Annotated in this window: 12 protein-coding genes and 1 pseudogene; 10 read left to right on the top strand and 3 right to left on the bottom strand. The window is 39.9% G+C overall.

The genetic code is table 11. The features are described from left to right. Positions 1 to 62 precede the first annotated feature (62 nt). Positions 63 to 305, bottom strand: coding sequence for a hypothetical protein (locus L1264_RS11740; protein WP_135924959.1), 243 nt, complete (start codon positions 303 to 305; stop codon positions 63 to 65). Between the two features lie 238 nt (positions 306 to 543). Between L1264_RS11740 and L1264_RS11735 the strand changes: the two genes are divergently transcribed. Then, on the top strand, positions 544 to 1,092 hold the full coding sequence (locus L1264_RS11735; RefSeq protein ID WP_235404037.1) for a TIGR00645 family protein: 549 nt from the start codon (positions 544 to 546) through the stop codon (positions 1,090 to 1,092). Positions 1,093 to 1,152: 60 nt separating this feature from the next. Here L1264_RS11735 and L1264_RS11730 read toward each other — a convergent pair whose 3' ends face one another. Further along, positions 1,153 to 2,778: an alpha-glucosidase family protein gene (locus tag L1264_RS11730; protein WP_199526368.1), complete on the bottom strand. Its 1,626-nt coding sequence runs from the start codon at positions 2,776 to 2,778 to the stop codon at positions 1,153 to 1,155. Positions 2,779 to 3,453: 675 nt separating this feature from the next. Here L1264_RS11730 and L1264_RS11725 point away from each other — a divergent pair. The 8 genes from L1264_RS11725 (at position 3,454) to L1264_RS11690 (ending at position 16,636) form a co-directional block, all read left to right on the top strand. Beyond that, positions 3,454 to 6,243, top strand: a complete 2,790-nt coding sequence (locus L1264_RS11725) for a TonB-dependent receptor (RefSeq protein ID WP_135924951.1) — start codon at positions 3,454 to 3,456, stop codon at positions 6,241 to 6,243. 104 nt (positions 6,244 to 6,347) lie between these two features. Next, positions 6,348 to 7,844, top strand: a complete 1,497-nt coding sequence (locus L1264_RS11720) for a tryptophan halogenase family protein (RefSeq protein ID WP_235404035.1) — start codon at positions 6,348 to 6,350, stop codon at positions 7,842 to 7,844. 2 nt (positions 7,845 to 7,846) lie between these two features. Continuing rightward, the gene (locus L1264_RS11715; protein ID WP_199526370.1) at positions 7,847 to 9,697 is read left to right on the top strand and encodes a glycoside hydrolase family 13 protein; all 1,851 of its coding nucleotides are present in this window, start codon (positions 7,847 to 7,849) and stop codon (positions 9,695 to 9,697) included. A 94-nt stretch (positions 9,698 to 9,791) separates the two neighbouring features. Beyond that, positions 9,792 to 11,666, top strand: coding sequence for an alpha-amylase family glycosyl hydrolase (locus tag L1264_RS11710; RefSeq protein WP_425343227.1), 1,875 nt, complete (start codon positions 9,792 to 9,794; stop codon positions 11,664 to 11,666). Continuing rightward, positions 11,659 to 13,140 carry an MFS transporter gene (locus L1264_RS11705; RefSeq protein WP_199526372.1) on the top strand — a complete coding sequence of 494 codons (1,482 nt, stop codon included), beginning with the start codon at positions 11,659 to 11,661 and terminating at the stop codon, positions 13,138 to 13,140. Before L1264_RS11710 ends, L1264_RS11705 begins: the two co-directional genes overlap by 8 nt. A 15-nt stretch (positions 13,141 to 13,155) precedes the next feature. After that, complete coding sequence (locus tag L1264_RS11700) at positions 13,156 to 15,555, top strand: glucan 1,4-alpha-glucosidase (protein WP_235404034.1); 2,400 nt, start codon at positions 13,156 to 13,158, stop codon at positions 15,553 to 15,555. A gap of 233 nt (positions 15,556 to 15,788) precedes the next feature. Further along, a complete protein-coding gene (locus L1264_RS11695; RefSeq protein ID WP_168246736.1) occupies positions 15,789 to 16,190 on the top strand; it encodes a hypothetical protein in 402 nt (133 codons plus the stop codon). Positions 16,191 to 16,216: 26 nt separating this feature from the next. Beyond that, the gene (locus tag L1264_RS11690; RefSeq protein ID WP_235404032.1) at positions 16,217 to 16,636 is read left to right on the top strand and encodes a hypothetical protein; all 420 of its coding nucleotides are present in this window, start codon (positions 16,217 to 16,219) and stop codon (positions 16,634 to 16,636) included. Positions 16,637 to 16,644: 8 nt separating this feature from the next. Here the strand turns inward: L1264_RS11690 and L1264_RS11685 are convergent, their stop codons facing one another. After that, positions 16,645 to 17,289, bottom strand: a complete 645-nt coding sequence (locus L1264_RS11685) for a hypothetical protein (protein WP_199526374.1) — start codon at positions 17,287 to 17,289, stop codon at positions 16,645 to 16,647. 319 nt (positions 17,290 to 17,608) lie between these two features. Here L1264_RS11685 and L1264_RS11680 point away from each other — a divergent pair. Continuing rightward, positions 17,609 to 18,201 (top strand): annotated as a pseudogene (locus L1264_RS11680) (DUF1287 domain-containing protein). Positions 18,202 to 18,407 lie beyond the last annotated feature (206 nt).

Here is an 18,407-nt window from a genome sequence, read left to right as displayed (position 1 = left end):
AAAAAACCGGAGCGCACGTCTTTGTGTCATTCCGGTTTTTTTATATCTGGTTTAACGACAAATTAAATTTGTACGTCTTTTACTTTCTTAAAGCCTTCAGCTTCAAGCTCATCGTTCACACATTTTAGTACGTATGGCTTTAATTCTTCGTTGCTGATGTCATCATCTTTAGCCCAGTTTAAACACATCTCAGTGTATTCTTTGATCATTTCAGCTGATGCTTCAGGTGCTTCGTTAGCGATTGCGTTAGACGCTGACACGCTTAATACAGGTGCCAAAATTAGTGCTAGCAATGCTTTGTTCATTTAATTATTCCTAATCAACATAATTAATAATTACTGGCTTAAAGTGCTCAGTAAAGGTGCGCAAAGGGCATACCGCTTTGCTTAAGTGAATTTATAAACGAAATCTGTAAAAAAGATAACGAAATATTTTTATCGTAAAGATAAACAAAAAATAGTCACAGTAGTGCGCTGCAAATATAGAAATTACTAATAAAAACCGCGTATTATCAAACTAATATTTATGAGAGTGATTTTAGAAATGTCAGAACAGATTAATCAAACTAAAAACAAAAAAGTGCCTTCTACATTAGAGAGAGTCGTCGAAAAATTTATTTTTCGTTGTCGATGGCTGTTAGCGCCATTTTTTATAGGTTTATTAGTCGCTGTAGTCTTATTGTTGTTAAAGTTTTTCAAATATCTTTACAGCATGGCCTTAAATACGTTTTCGGCAACTAATCAAGAGTTATTGGTGGGAATATTAACTTTGGTTGATACCGCGCTTTTAGCTGGGCTTTTGCTTATCATTATTTTTAGTGGTTACGAAAACTTTGTTTCAAAGTTGAATATAGACAATCACGAAGACAGACCTGTATGGATGGGAAAGGTTGGTTTTTCAGGGCTTAAGATGAAATTAATAAGCGCCATTGTCGCTATCTCTGCTGTAGAGCTTTTAAAGGTATTTATCAGCTCAAACAACCATTCAACGGATGAGTTACTTTGGAAGGTGTTAATTCATGTGACGTTTGTGGTGTCGGGAGTGTTATTTGCACTTACTGACTACATTAATAGTAAAACCATGAATCACTAATCGTGTTATTAGTAATAAAAAAGCCCTGCATTGCAGGGCTTGGTGTTTAACAACTGATAATTAATTCAGGGTTGCATAAAAGCAACCGAACCCGGGCAGAGTAACTGTATTATTGTTTAACTCAGCTGTGTGATGCGATAGCTCCGTATGCAGTGAAGACACTGTATCAGAGATTGTTAACTCGCTACTTTGTGCGCCTAGGTTGAATGCACACAGCATTTTGACGCCTTCAAAGGTTCTATAAAAAGCAAGTACAGGCTCTTGAGTGTTTAAAAACTCAATGTCGCCTTCTAACAGAACATTTTTATCTTTACGCCATGCCATAAATTCACGGTAGGCATTCAAAATCGAATTTTTGTCTTGATCTTGTGCATTAACAGCAACGGCTTTGTGAGCATTGCCTATAGGTAGCCATGGCTTAGCTGTTGAGAAGCCAGCCTGTTCAGTATCGCTTGCGTCCCATGGCATTGGAGTACGGCATCCATCACGGCCTTTAAAGTTTGGCCAGAAAGTAATGCCGTATGGGTCTTGTAAGTCTTCGAAGGCGACTTCAGCTTCACCTAAACCAAGCTCTTCACCTTGATACATACATACGCTGCCGCGTAGTGAAGCAAGCAGGGCGGTCAGCATTTTACATTGCTGCGGATTGATCGTGTTATCTTTACTCCAGCGACTAGCAACACGTTCAACATCGTGGTTACTAAATGCCCAACATGGCCAGCCTTCAGTCATACGCTCTTCTAATGTACTCACGGTATTACGAATATATTCTGCACTGTAATCATTAGTAAGTAATTCAAAGCTATAACCCATGTGGAGTTTATCACCACCTGAGGTGTACTCAGCCATAGTAGCTAATGAGTCTTCTGATGAGATTTCACCTAAAGCAACCGTGCCAGGGTATTTATTTAATAGGGCACGAATGTCCTGCATAAAGCTTAAGTTTTCTGGTTGCGTATTATTGTAGTAGTGATACTGGAACGCATACGGGTTATCTTCGCTAAAGCCACGACCCTGACGCTTTTCAGGCGGCTTAGCAGGATTGTCACGTAATTGTGCATCGTGATAACAGAAATTGATCGCATCTAAGCGGAAACCATCAACACCTTTTTTAAGCCAAAACTCCACATTATCTAATACGGCTTTGCGAACTTCAGGATTATGGAAGTTTAAATCAGGCTGTTCTGCAAAGAAGTTATGCAAGTAATATTGACCACGACGCGGTTCCCATTGCCATGCTGGACCACCAAATATAGATAACCAGTTATTTGGTTGTGTGCCATCCGGCTTCGCATCTGCCCAAACGTACCAGTCAGCTTTATCGTTGGTTTTATCTTCACGACTATCGAGGAACCACTGATGTTGATCTGAGGTATGGCTCAATACCTGATCAATAATAATTTTAATATCACGTTGGTGAGCTTGTGCAATTAAATCATCAAAATCAGCAAGGTTACCAAAAATAGGGTCGATATCACGATAATCACTTATGTCATAACCAAAATCTTTCATTGGTGATTTAAAGAAAGGTGAAATCCAAATAGCATCAACACCCAAGCTCTTAATATAATCGATGCGATCAATGATACCTTTGATATCACCAATGCCATCGCCATTGGTGTCTTGGAAACTGCGCGGATAAACTTGATAGATAACCGCACCTTTATACCACTGCTTTTGAGCCATGTTTTTCTCCATCGTGACACTCAGTGTTTGTAAACTGTTGGGCAACTAACTAGATGTTGCCGGAATGTCAAAAGCATACGTGAAGGCTGGGATAGTGTAAAAACTCTGCATACGTATGCACGCTAAATTCATATTTTAATTACTGAAAAAATATCCGTCGTTGCACCAGTTCAATTGGCTATTTCATCTATGAAAAAATTTACCAATTGGCTTTGCTTGTTATTTGTAAAAACAAAAAACCCCAGCTTGGTGCATAAAACAGTTGCTTCTGGCCAAAGTAGTGCAAATAAAATTTGGTAAGACCAATTTCCAGTTTGTCGAACTTTTTCTGTTTATTAACATTGCTTCTTTTGCTAACACCCTGTTGAGGAGGCTTTTGTGTTTCTACTGGAGAGTTAAGGTTCAAAATTATGGCGAAAATGTTTCATTCTTATTAAATTGTGCTGGTATCATACTAAAGTTAACAATTACAATGGGTTAAGTCTTAATTGTGTAAATGTATTGTTAATTTTTAAGTGGTTGAACTACGCTGAATACGTATGCATAAATTTGTTAAGGAAATAATCTCGGCGTTAATATTCATTCCGACAACAAAATCAGTCAACGACTTCAGCTATTAGATAATAAATATCTGCATCGCGTTGGCATTACAATTTGGGTAATGGGAAAAGCATCATGTCTATGTTCAAACCAAGTATATTAACTCTGGCTTTAACAGCCGCAGGTTTAAATAGCTTTGTAGCGTATGCTGCAGAAGAAGACCAAAAAGCAAAAAACGATAACGTTGAAGTTATCGAAGTAAAAGGTTTTCGTGGCAGTGTTGTAGAATCTATTAATACTAAACGCTTCACTCCTGAAGTTGTTGAGTCAATCTCAGCAGAAGATATCGGTAAGCTACCAGATTCATCAATTGCAGAATCAATTGCACGCCTTCCTGGTTTAACTGCTCAACGTCTAGATGGTCGAGCTAGCCGCGTAAGTGTTCGTGGTTTCAGTGAAAACGAAAGTGCTACTACTTTTAATGGCCGTGAGCAAGTATCAATCGGTGACAACCGTGGCGTAGAATTTGACCTTTACCCATCAGAAATTATGAGTGGCGTAACGGTATATAAAACACCAAGCGCTAGTCTTGATGCAGAAGGTATTGCTGGCGTAATCGACATGCAAACTGTTAAACCTTTAAGCAAAGGTGAGCAAGTTATCATGTTCAATGGCCAATATGAGCAAACTGGTTTTGATAAATTAAACCCAGACGGTGACGATAAAGGTTTCCGCGGTACTGTTTCATACATTGATCAGTTTGCAGATGACACAATTGGTGTTGCATTTGCTTACAATACAATGAGCTCACCTAACCAAGAAAAACGTTGGAATTCATGGGGCTACCCTGAGTTTACCGGTGGAGATGGTAACACGTATTCAATTTTAGGTGGTGCTAAACCATTCGTACGTTCATCGACTCTTGAGCGTGACACAGCGATGCTTGTTATTGAAGCTGCGCCGACAGATCGTCTTAACATGACATTCGATGCCTTATACGTTGATTTTTCGGATGAAAAAATCTTACGTGGTATTGAAGTGCCATTTGCTTGGGGCCAAGGTTCAATCGACCCAAGCTCAGCTGTAATTGATGCTGACTCTGGTTTTATCACAAGTGCAGTAACTGAAGGTCAACGTGTTGTTGTTCGTAACGACTACGAAGAGCGTAACGCTGAGCTAACTCAGTTTGGTTTTAATGCAAAATACGACATCAGTGATGACTGGTCAGTAGAATTTGACGTAAGCCGCTCTGAAGTTGAACGTCAAATCTGGAGTATCGAAAGCTACTCAGGAACAGGTCGTGGTGACGCAAATGGTGTTGCTGATACGATTGGTTACGAGTTTGACGGTGGTAACACTGGCGCGCAATTCAGCCACAACCTTGATTACAGCGACTACGACTTAATCCAACTTGGTGGCCCATTATCTTGGGGTGCAAGTGCTGCACTTAACGATAAGTATGGTTTAACAGGTACTGAATACCAAAATACAGCGCAAGATGGCTTTATCAACGCGCCAGAAATCAATGATGAATTAAGCACATTAAAACTTGCTGCAAGCAAAGTACTTGATAACGCTTACATCAGCCGTGTGTCATTTGGTATGTCTTACCGTGACCGTGAAAAGAGCAAAGTGTCTGAAGGTTACTTCATGACATTAAAAGATTTCTCTTTATCAAATCCAGGTATGTTATCAATCCCTGAGCAATACCGTTTAGGTACAGCGAGCCTTGACTTCATTGGTATGGGCAACATGGTTGCATACGATACCAACGGTTTAGTAAACGACGGTTATTATAACCTTCTTCAAGAAAGCTTAACTGATTCAAAACACAAGACACAATCTTGGACTGTACAAGAAGAAGTAACAGCGTTTTTTGCTCAAGCTGACATTAATGCTGAAATTGGTTCAATCCCTGTAACAGGTAACGTTGGTGTTCGTTATGTGAAAACTGAACAGTCTTCACAAGGCTTTGCCGCTAACACAGTGAATGGTTTAGTTGTTGTATCACCAACTGATGTAAGCCACGATTACAGCCACTTCTTACCAAGCATCAATTTATCGTTTGCAATTGATGAAGAGCAAACTGTACGTTTTGGCGCGGCGAAAACGATTTCTCGTGCTCGCTTAGATGAAATGAACTCATCAGTTAATGCTTCTTACAATCAACAACCTGATGAAAATGGTAACTACTGGAGTGTATCAGGTGGTAACCCTGAACTTGAACCAAAAGAAGCTACAGGTTTTGATGTAAGCTACGAAAACTACTTCCATGAAGAAGGTTACTTTGCAGCTGCTGTATTCTATAAAGATATCACTCAGTGGATTTTCGATGGTACTTATGAAATCGACATGAGTGGTGTAGCTGACCCGTCTACCGGTGAAATCCCTGCAACTTCAACCGGTACTGGTTCTGGTAAAGTAAATGGTGGTTCTGGTGACCTATGGGGTTATGAGCTTTCATTAACACTACCGTTCACTATGTTCAGTGAATCACTAGACGGTTTTGGTTTAATCGCAAGCCATACAGGTGTTGAGCAAGACTTAACTGACCAAAATGGTAACGAATATGAGCTACCTGGTTTATCTGACCAAATCGATAGCTTAACAGTTTACTTTGAGCGTAACGGATTCCAAGCACGTACAAGCATGCGTAAACGTAGTGACTTTAAAGGTGACGTATACGGTTTAGGTTTTGCTACTACACAAGTTGATATTAAAGGCGAAACAATTTGGGATGCACAAATTGGTTATGACTTTAGTGAAGGCGGTGTAGAGAGTCTTGACGGTTTATCTGTAACTTTCCAAGTTCAGAACATCACAGAAGAGCCGTTCACATCACTACAAGGTGATAACTCACTTCAAGTACGTGATTATCAAGACTACGGTCGTACATTCCTGTTAGGCTTCAGCTACAAGCTGTAATGAGCTAAACAGAGATATAAAATTGCCCTTGTGATTTGTTTTACAAGGGCTTTTTTATATCAGTGAGCTACACTCAATGAATTGAAATTGGCGTTAGGTGTACTATGGAATCAAAAAAAATAACCAAAGTAGTGATTGCTGGCGGTGGTACCGCAGGGTGGATAACTGCAGCATTACTCAATAAAGTGCTGGGTAAAGTGCTTGATATAACCCTGATAGAGTCAGCAGAAATTGGCACTGTCGGTGTCGGTGAAGCCAGTATTCCACCTATTTTGCATCTAAATGGTGCGCTAGGTATAACCGAAAAAGAATTTATTAAGGCCACTGGCGCAACGATTAAACTGGGTATTGAGTTTGAAAATTGGCGCAGCCAAGGTCACAGCTATATGCACGCCTTTGGTGAGATAGGTAAAGACTTCCCGTTTTGTGAGTTTTACCACTTTTGGTTAAAAGCAAATCAAGCTAATAATGCACCTGATTTTTGGGATTTTTCACTTAACTACCAAGCTGCAAAAGCACATAAATTTGCCCACCTTAAACAAATTCCAAATACTCAGTTAGCGGGCTTACATTATGCCTATCATTTTGATGCCACACGATACGGCGAGTTCTTAAAAGAATTAGCACAATCACGGGGCATAAAACGGATTGAAGGCAAAATTGAATCGGTTAATCAATGTCACCAAAGCGGGCATATTACCTCTTTATTGCTTAAAAATGGCGAGCAAATAGACGGCGACTTATTTATTGATTGCACCGGTTTAAGTGCTTTATTGATAGAACAAACTCTTAATACTGGCTTTGAAGATTGGTCACATTGGTTACCATGTGATAGTGCTGTTGCAGTGCAAAGTGAATCAGCTAACGATGCAATTCCATATACACGTTCAATTGCAAGAGACTCGGGTTGGCAGTGGCAAATTCCATTACAGCATCGTGTAGGCAACGGTCTTGTCTATTCTTCTCGTTTCTTATCAGACGAAGCGGCAAAACAACAGCTCTTGGATAACTTACCTGCTAAAGTACTGACAGAGCCCCGCGTTATTAAATTTAAAACAGGCCGCCGTTTAAAGCAGTGGCATAAAAATGTGGTATCGGTTGGCTTATCGAGCGGATTTTTAGAGCCATTAGAATCGACCAGTATTCATTTAATTCAAAGTGCAGCCATTCGTTTAATTAAGTTTTTTCCGCATCAAGGTATTAAACAAAGCCTTGTGGATGAATTTAATCAACAAAGTAAAACAGAATTTGAGCGAATTCGTGACTTTATTATTCTTCATTACAAGATTACTGAGCGTGATGACAGTGCGTTTTGGCGTTTTTGTAAAGGCATGGATATTCCAAGTAGTCTTAAAAAGAAAATTGAGCTATTTAAAACCAGTGGCAAGCTCGTAAGAGAAGACGATGAGCTATTTGCCGAAGTTGCATGGCAACAAGTGATGATAGGGCAAGGGCTTATAGCAGAGGATCACCATCCATTAACTAATGCGTTATCGGATGAGCAGTTAAATGAGCTATTTAGTAATTTAAAAACCCTGATTAATAGCACTGTAGAGCAACTGCCAAGCCACAGTCAATTCTTAGAAAAAGTACAAAATTAACTATGAAAACAACACGAACATTTTTAGCGTTAACGACCGCATTTACGCTTTTCAACTCGACAGCCAGCTTTGCAATTACTGCGTCACCAGAAAACTGGTGGGTAGGAATGCAAAATGACTCGTTACAAGTCATGCTTTACGATAACAATATTGCTAGCAAAACGTGGCAAATGATGCCTTATAAAGGTGTTGAGTTTAAAGGGGTGACAACAACGAATAACCCTAACTACGCGTTTTTAGATTTAACCATTAGCGATAATGCAAAGGCAGGAACACTAACCTTTAAAGCTGAAGATGGCACAGAATTTACTTACCCGTTAAATGCCCGTGATAAACAAAGTGCCAATCGTCATGGCTTTACAAATAAAGATACGCTTTATTTAATCAACCCTGATCGCTTTGTAAATGGTGATCCAAGCAATGACACCGTTGCTGGTATGAAGGAGGCTGCAAACCCAAGCTTTAAAGGTGGCCGACATGGCGGTGATATTCAAGGTGTTATTAATAGCCTAGATTATCTTGAGGACTTAGGTGTGACGCAACTTTGGTTAACACCGGTGCTTGAAAATGACATGCCAAGTTACTCTTATCATGGTTATGCCATTACTGACTTTTACAAAGTTGATCCGCGTATGGGCAGTAATGCGCTTTATAAAACCTTGTCGGCAGAAGCGAAAGATCATGGTATCGGTTTAGTGATGGACATGGTACTTAACCACTTTGGTTCATCACATCAGTGGATGGCTGATATGCCAACAGCTGACTGGGTTAACTTTGATGGCAAGTTTGAAAACGGTAAAAATGCCACTAGTCACGCCAGACAAACAATTCAAGACCCACATGCGAGCCAATACGATAAACGTCAATTTAATGATGGTTGGTTTGTTGAGTCTATGCCTGATTTAAATCAGCGTCAGCCGTTACTGTCTACTTATTTGATTCAAAATGCCATTTGGTGGATTGAATACGCCAACTTAAGCGGCATTCGTGTTGATACCTATTCATACTCAGATAAAGCATTTTTAGCCGATTGGACTAAAGCCATTATGACCGAGTATCCGAACTTTAATATTGTAGGTGAAGAGTGGACAACCAACCCGGCAATTGCTTCTTATTGGCAGCGCGGCAAAGTAAATCAAGATGGTTATACCTCTGACTTACCGAGTGTGATGGACTTTTCATTACAAGAAGCGCTGATCCAAGCACTCAACGAAGAAGAAAGCTGGAATACAGGTTGGGTAAAAGTGTATCAATCGCTAGCGAATGACTTTTTATATGCTGATACAGATAACATTTTAGTGTTTGCTGACAATCATGACATGAGCCGTGTTTACACTGAGCTTGGTCAAGACCTAGCAAAAACAAAATTAGCCATGACGCTACTGTTAACGACTCGCGGTATTCCACAAATTTATTACGGCACAGAGCTGTTACTTGATAACACGCCAAGTAATGACCACGGTGATATTCGCATTGACTTCCCGGGTGGGTTTCATGGTCAAAAAGCGAATGCTTTTACAGGCGAAGGACTTTCAGCTGATCAGCAAGAGATGTTAACTAGTATTAAAAAGCTGCTTCAACTGCGCCAAGAAAAACCAGCCCTAAGCGAAGGCCGTTTAATGCATTTTTCACCGAAGCAAGGCGTGTATAGCTATGTGAGAGAACACAATGGGCAAACTGTATTAGTTATTCTTAACAAAAACCAACAAGCCATTGATTGGGACTTAAGCTACATGCAAGAAGTGCTGAAAGGCAACAATAAAGGACGCGATTTAATCACCGAAAAACCTGTTGATCTTGCAGCGCCAATCCGCTTAAAAGCTATGCAAGCACGCTTAATCGAGCTTGAATAATTGCAACTAATAGGCTGAATACGTATGCATTTACTGTCCGTATGCAGCCCTTAACATTAGTATGAACTGATATTTACAGAAAAATGAAGTAATGATGACAACATACAAAATAACTGCGCTAGTAGTGGCTTCGGTTTTAGGTTTAACTGCCTGTGGTAACGATGCGCCAGTACAGCAGAACACGCAAAAGCAACAATCAGAATCTAGCCAAGCAGCTATCTCTAAGCCTGTGGTTTATCAAGTATTCACTCGATTATTTGGTAATACAAACACCATGAATAAACCGTGGGGCACATTAGAAGAAAATGGGGTAGGCAAGTTCGCTGATTTTAATGATGCAGCATTACAAGGTATTAAAGAGCTAGGCACGACACATGTTTGGTATACCGGTGTGCCGCGTCATGCATTAGTAACTGATTATACTGAATACGGTTTGTCTCAAGATGACCCTGATGTTGTAAAAGGCCGTGCAGGCTCGCCTTATGCGGTGAAAGATTATTACGATGTTAATCCTGATTTAGCAATTAACCCTGAGCGCCGCTTAGAAGAGTTTGTTGAGCTTATCAATCGTACTCATGAGCACGGTATGAAAGTTGTTATTGATATTGTGCCAAATCATGTAGCGCGTAACTACGAGTCGGTTGCCAAGCCTGAAGGTGTTAAAGATTTCGGCGCTGATGATGACACGACGAAAACCTATGCTCGCGATAATAATTTTTATTATGTAACAGGGCAGTCATTTCAAGTTCCTACCAGCGATAGCTACCAAGTGTTAGGTGGTAACCCGCATCCTCTTTCTGATAATCAGTTTGCCGAAACTCCAGCAAAATGGACGGGCAATGGGGCACGCGCTGCTAAACCCGACATCAATGATTGGTACGAAACAGTTAAAATCAATTACGGTGTGAAACCAGACGGCAGCTACGATTTCCCAACACTACCAGCTGATTACGCTGAAAAAGATTACCGTGCGCACTATGCTTTTTGGCAGGATAAAGACCTACCAAATAGCTGGTATAAATTCCGAGATATCGCACTATATTGGTTAGATAAAGGTGTTGATGGTTTCCGTTATGACATGGCAGAAATGGTGCCTGTTGAGTTTTGGAGCTTTTTAAACTCATCAATAAAAATGCAAAAAAGTGATGCCTTTATTCTGGCAGAGGTTTATAACCCAACACTTTATCGCCCTTATATTCAGCAGGGTAAGATGGATTATCTGTACGACAAAGTCGGTTTTTACGACACAGTTAAAGCTGTGATGCAAGGCAAGCAATCAGCAGAAACTATTTTTGAAATCCAAAGCCAAGTGGCTGATATTGAAGAGCACATGCTGCACTTTTTAGAAAACCATGATGAGCAACGCATTGCTAGCCCGGATTTCGCTGGTAGCAGTGAAAAAGGTAAGCCAGCTATGGTGGTTTCTACATTAATGTCGCGTTCGCCAACCTTACTTTATTTTGGTCAAGCTGTCGGTGAAGATGGCTCTGAGGACGGTGGTTTTGGCGACCCAACGCGTACAAGTATCTTCGACTACATGGGTGTACCTGCACATCAAGCGTGGATGAATAATGGTAAATTCGATGGCGGTGCGCTTTCAAAGCAGCAAGCTGATCTTCGCGCTTACTACACCAAGTTAATGTCGTTAAACACACTTCCTGCAATTGTTGGCGGTGACATGCAAGCGGTTGAATTGACTGGCTCAGAGCAAGTAATTGCCTTTACGCGTAAGCTAGGTCAACAGCTGGTGCTTGTAGTAAGTAACTTTTCAGAAAATCCACAGAATGTTGAGCTTACTCTTAACCAAGCGTTATTACCTAAACTTAACCACAGTGGTTTAACGTTAACTGACAATCTAGAAAATCATGCCGACATTGTGATTTCTGAGGCAGCAACGAAGGCGCCAATTCAATTACAACTGAACGGCTTAAGCAGTGCAGTATTTACCTTAAAGGCTGACTATGAATAATAACAAACCAACGCTAAGCTTCTGGCAAATATGGAATATGTGTTTTGGATTCCTTGGCATCCAATTTGGCTTTGCATTACAAAACGGTAATGTGAGTCGTATATTTCAAACTTTAGGTGCCAATGTTGATGACATTCCAATCCTTTGGGTTGCAGCGCCGCTTACAGGTCTTATCGTACAACCTATCATTGGTTACTGGAGCGATAAAACATGGAATAAGTTAGGTCGCCGTCGTCCGTTCTTTTTCTATGGGGCTATTTTAACGACGTTATCGTTATTCATTATGCCTAACTCACCAAGCCTGTGGATTGCGGCGGGTATGTTATGGATCATGGATGCGTCAATTAACGTGACTATGGAACCTTTCCGTGCACTTGTCAGTGATAATCTGCCGAAAAAGCAACGTGCAACTGGTTATGCAATGCAAAGCTTCTTCATTGGTATCGGTGCGGTTGTCGCGTCTGCATTACCTTGGATGATGACTAACTGGTTCGATATTGCCAATACTGCACCTGCTGGGCAAATCCCGGATTCTGTAAAATTCTCGTTTTATTTTGGTGCCGTTGTTTTAATTATTGCTGTGTTTTGGACCGTCTTTACAACTAAAGAATATTCACCAGAAGAGCTTGAAAGCTTTCATGAACAAGAGCAAAGCGATGACTCGGGCGATGTTCAAAGTGATGTCAACTTTAACAAAGGCGCTGCAATCTTTACGGTGCTTGGCCTTGTTGTACTTGGTATCGTTACCGGTCTTTCTCTTGAGAAAGAGCTGTATTTGCTTGCAGGTGGTTTGATTAGCTTTGGTGTTATTCAATTTATTGCCGGTGCTTTAAAAGCTAAAAACGCAACCAGTGGTGGCTTTTATCAGGTTGTGAATGATGTATTCACTATGCCAGAAACGATGAAACAATTGGCTTGGGTACAATTTTTTAGCTGGTTCTCATTGTTTGCAATGTGGATTTATACCACCTCGGCAGTAACTAGCTTCCACTACGGCAGCAGTGATACAAGCTCACTTGCTTATAATAACGGTGCTGACTGGGTTGGTGTGCTATTTGCCGCTTACAATGGTTTTGCTGCCATTGCAGCACTGTGTATTCCAATTATCGTTAAAAAAGTAGGGCTAAAAATGGCCCATGCTATCAACCTAGTGTTAGGTGCATTGGGCTTGGTAAGCTTTATTATTATCAAAGATCCAAGTTTACTAATCTGGCCAATGATTGGGGTTGGTTTTGCTTGGGCTTCAATTCTATCTTTACCATACGCAATGTTAAGTACCTCAGTACCAAGTAAGAAAATGGGTGTGTACATGGGTATCTTTAACTTCTTTATTGTTATTCCGCAGCTTTTAGCGGCAAGCGTATTAGGCCTAATTTTACGTCACTTTTTTGATAATCAACCGATTTATGCGTTAGTGCTAGGTGCAGTGTCATTTGTACTAGCAGCGGTCGCTGTACTGCGCGTTAAGCAATAATAATAAGGACACACCATGAAAAAATTTAATCTTATTACCGCAAGTTTTTTAGCGTTAGGTTTAACAGCTTGTAGTTCAGAGCAATCAGTTAATACATCAGTTGAGCAGGTGTCTGCGCCAGGAGCTCCGGGTGTTGAACCTTTTTGGGCATACTCAAGTAAAACAGGTATTGGTACATCTTACGAGCAATACCAAGACGGCCACTATAGTGATGCAGCTGCTACAGGGAAAGTATCAAAAGTTTGGTTTTCAATCGCGAAAGGCATGATCACCGAAACTATGTTTGGTTTAATTCACCAAGCACAAATCAAAGACATGCAGTTTGTTGTAGTTGGTAAAGACTTTACCGTTACAGAGAACGATGATCTGGATGTTAGCATTGATTATTTATACAAAGACGACGCAGGTCGCCCATTATCGCTTGCTTACAAAGTAGTAAGTAAAGATAAACAAGGTCGGTTCACTTTAGAAAAACATATCTTTACAGATCCTAACGGGCAAACATTGTTTGTTCGTAGCGTATTTAATACTGACCTTGAAGGTGTGAAAGCCTACGTTAATGTAAATCCTTACATTGATAACAACGGTTTAGACGATTTCGCAAAAGTGACCGACAAAGGTCTAGTTGCTTGGCAAGATGATAACTTTTTATCTTTACAAGCCGGTCAACCATTTAAAAAGGCAAGTGTTGGCTTTACAGGTGTGAGTGATGGCTTAAAAGAGTTAAAAGCATCGCAATCATTATCAACGACTTACCAAAATACCGGTGATAAGTCGGGTAATGTAAGCTTACTTGCAGAGCTTGGCGAAGTATCTAAAAACACCACCTTTGATTTAGCTTTAAGCTTTGGTAATTCTGAAGCTGCAAGCTTAAAAGAAGGCCAAACAAGTTTAAACCAAGGTTATGAAAAAGTGCTTGCTGCTTATAACGGCGAAGGCGCGGCAATTGGTTGGCAAGATTACTTAGCAAGCCTTGAACCTTTGAGCACATTAACTAACAGCACTGCTGATAATGGTAAATTGCTATATACCAGCGCCATGGTATTAAAAGCGCAAGAAGATAAAACTCATGCAGGTGCTTTAATTGCGTCACTTTCTAACCCTTGGGGTGAAACGGTTTCGGCTAAAACAGGTTCTACTGGTTATAAAGCCGTTTGGGTTCGTGATTTCTATCAAGTTGCTATGGCATTTATGGCTATGGGTGATACACGTACAGCTAAAACGGCGTTTGAATATCTAGAAAAAGTACAAGTGACGGACAGCACGCCAGGCAATGGCGGTGACACGGGTTGGTTCTTACAAAAAACGCACGTTGATGGTGAGCTTGAGTGGGTAGCTGTTCAGCTTGATCAAACAGCAATGCCGATTATGTTAGCGTGGAAACTACATCAAGCTGGCGTACTAAGCGATCAAGAGCTAACAGATTGGTATGGCAAAATGTTAAAGCCAGCGGCTGATTTCTTGGTTGATGGTGGCCTTGCGAAAATTCTTTGGAATGACACGCAAATCACACCGCCAGCAACGCAACAGGAGCGCTGGGAAGAGCAAAATGGTTTTTCTCCTTCAACAACAGCTGCGGTAGTTGCAGGCCTAGTAACGGCTGCTGATATTGCTAAAAAAGCAGGTGACACTAAAAATGCAGAGCGTTATCTAGCAACGGCTAAAACCTACAACAGTGAAATTGAAAGCACGATGTTTACGACTCAAGGTAACCTTAAGTCTGAAAACAGTGATGGTGAATATTTCATCCGAATCGGTCAAGACAAAGATCCAAACTCATCAACCACACTTAATGCTAATAACGGTCGTAAAGGCTTTGATAAAAAGCAAATCCTTGATGGCGGTTTCTTAGAGCTTGTTCGCTATGGTGTGCGTGATGCACTTGCTCCAAGCATTGTAAAAACTTTACCAGAGTATGATGACGAAACCTTAGTTGATAACCTGCAAGTGCGCTACACCTTTAACTTTGCTGATGGTTCGGGTTCATTCCCAGGCTACCGTCGTTATGGTAACGATGGTTACGGTGAAGATGAAGTGACAGGTAACAACTATGCTGAAGGTGGCAATAACACTCCAGGTCAACGTGGTCGTGTTTGGCCGTTTTTCACCGGTGAGCGTGGTCACTATGAAATCGCTGCGGCAAACGCAACCAATAGCCTTGATGCGATGAAGCAACAAGCGATTAAAGACACCTATGTAAAAGGCATGGAAGCATTTGCTAATGAAGGCATGATGTTACCTGAGCAAGTTTGGGATGGCGTTGGTAATAATAAAGCAGGCTATCAGTTAGGTGAGGGGACAAACTCAGCGACACCACTTGCTTGGACTCACGCTGAATACATTAAGTTACTCCGTTCAGTGAGCGATAAACATGTGTGGGACCATTACCCAGTAGTTGAAGACGCATTGAAATAATTCAGCTTCAGATGATGAAACCGCCGATTAACACTTGGCGGTTTTTTTTTGTTTTGCACTTTTTTACATTAATTTTCAAATAGTGTGATATTTTAGCATTACGTAAATATAATTTCTGAGACAAACACCTATTTAAGTAAAAGCAAAAATTGCACTATTTTTTTTAAAAATAGAGGTTTTGCTCAGGTTGAGTAGCTTTGTTTAAATTAAAAAGTAAAGGGAATTTAATTAATATGCTAAAAAGAATTTCACTTATATTATTACTAATTTTACAATGTTCTTGCTCTATTAATTCTAACTTCGGGAATTATATTATTGCTGACGCCGAAAATAGAGGAAGAGGTGAACAAGTCCAGGTTTATAACGATCGAGAAATTTTCAATTTTAGATCAACCTATTTAGGTAATGTAGAATCCAACTTTTGTCACGAAAAAAATGACTCTCTTATCCCTGAAGATGCTTATTATTACAATCCTTCCAATATAAAAGATACTTTACAAGATTCTTTAAAAGTTAAAGCACATAAAATGGGTGGTAATGGTATAGTTTTTTCTCAATGTTATACTACGTCAAATACATATCAGTGCTATAAATCAATGCGTTGTGAAGGCTCTGTTTATAATATTGAAAATTAACTGTGAGCTCTAAAACAATGAAACACATGCTTCGCTTTGTTTTTCTAATGCTACTTACTTACCCTTTCTTAAGTGTTGCTAATGCAAAATTAAAACCCTTCAGCAGTGATGGTTGCAGCTCTTTTCCTGATGGAACTATAGAACATAAAAACTTGTGGTTGGCTTGCTGTACAGCCCATGATCTCGCATATTGGCAAGGCGGTACTTTCAAGCAACGTGAGCAAGCTGATGTCGATTTAAAAGAGTGTGTTGCAAAAGTAGGTGAGAAAGAGATTGCGGTATTGATGCTTGCTGGTGTCAGAGTGGGTGGTACACCTTTTTTACCAACCAGCTTTCGCTGGGGTTATGGCTGGCCATATCCTAAGTTCTATGGCGAACTAACAGAGCAAGAGCGGATGCAAGTTGAAAGCCGTTTAGCCGAACTTAATACTGAGAAAAATAACTAATTAATCGTCTATCTAAGTTCTTTACAGGTTTTAGATGCATCATTGATTATAGTTGCTTCAGCGCTTTTGGCAAAACGTGTTGACATATAGAGGCCTAATTGGTGGTCTGGCATTTTTATGCGTGTAACGCCATCAAAGTGGTGAGGCTCGATATCTTTTGCAATTACAGTCGGTAGGGCTGTAATACCAGCTCTGTTTTTAGCAACAAACTCAACAGCTTGTTGCCATGTATTAACTTGTTGCTCATGGCTTAGTATTTCATTTTCATCAATGTCTAAATATTTAAGTATTAAGGTGCGCGCACCAGTACCGCGCTTATATGCTATGCCTTGTAATAATGCCTGCTTGCGTAAATTTTTAATACTTAAATCTGTTTCATTTGCCTGGATTATGAGCTGGTAACCAACTTGATAAATTGTTTTTGAACGAGTCGCAAATAGATCTCTTTGAGGAAGCAGTAATAATGGCATAGCGATATCTACTTCATTATTTTTTAACATTTTAATTAAACGAGCTTGCGGTACTGTAATAACGTCAAAGTCGGATTCGAGATGATTAATAACACAGCTATATGCTGACTTTAATTCACCATGAAATTGTTTACGGTAGTACTTTAAAGATTCGCCATTTTCACTTGATACACCTATCAGCAATTTAGCTGAAACTGAATGGCTGAATGAAGCAATAAATAAAGCACATAAGGTGATAAAAAACGTATAAAGTCCATTTATAAACTTGTCATGTTTTAATTAATTATTAATTTATCAATGACTAGCTATAAAAACAATATCAAGGTAACAACCTGAAATAACATCGTTGTATGTATTTAGCTTGAGTTATTCATTTATATATTTTAAAACAGTGCGTTAGAATTTTTTACTTGAGGGAAAAACTGGAAACTGCAATGTTGAAATCGTGTAGCATTTTGTAGCCTGTGAAGTACTGTATTATTTTTCCAAATGGAGTTTGTAAATGATAAAAACAGCCTTAATTTTATTTTCATTGATTGCGTTTAATACGCAAGCACAAAGCTTTCAAGCAAAATTAGTCAAAGCTGCGAAAGAGCGTACAGAACACGTTGTAGTTTATAACGGCAGTTATCGAAAAATTGACTACCCCAATGGCGATGTACCAAAAATATAGGTGTGTGTACCGATGTGATAATTCGCAGCTATAGAGCTTTAGGAATTGATTTACAGGCGCTTGTACATGAAGATATGCGCGACAACTTTACCTTATATCCTTCAAAGCGAATTTGGGGCTTGACCAAACCAGATACCAACATTGACCACCGAAGGGTACCTAACCTGCAAGTGTTTTTTGAAAAATTTGGCACAAGAAAAGTTATTAGCAAAACAGCTGCTGATTACCAAGCTGGTGATATTGTGACTTGGGTTTTACCTAATAATAGGCCTCATATCGGCATTGTTACAGATGAGCTATCTGAAGATAAATTAAGACCTCTCATTGTTCATAACATTGGCTGGGGGCCGAAAATGGAAGATATGTTATTTAACTATAAAATTACAGGTCACTATCGATTTGAACCAAATCTTAGCAAATAGTTTTTCCTGTATCAGAATTAAGCCATAAGCAATTGCTATCGTCTTGCATTTTATAACCTCGTGTTTTTGCTATAACAGCGGCGTTGTTTCCTAAAAGTTTGAACTATCTTGCCAGCCTGTGATCAGATCATCTATATCCTACTAGCCCGTGCAACAACAATGAGCAAAATCACAAACTGGTCTCACTATAATCAAGCCCTCGTTAA

This window comes from Pseudoalteromonas sp. APAL1, from assembly GCF_021532475.1.
GTDB lineage: Bacteria > Pseudomonadota > Gammaproteobacteria > Enterobacterales > Alteromonadaceae > Pseudoalteromonas > Pseudoalteromonas lipolytica_C.
The sequence above is the reverse complement of the archived record's forward strand: the minus strand, read 5'-3'. Positions and strand labels throughout refer to the sequence as shown.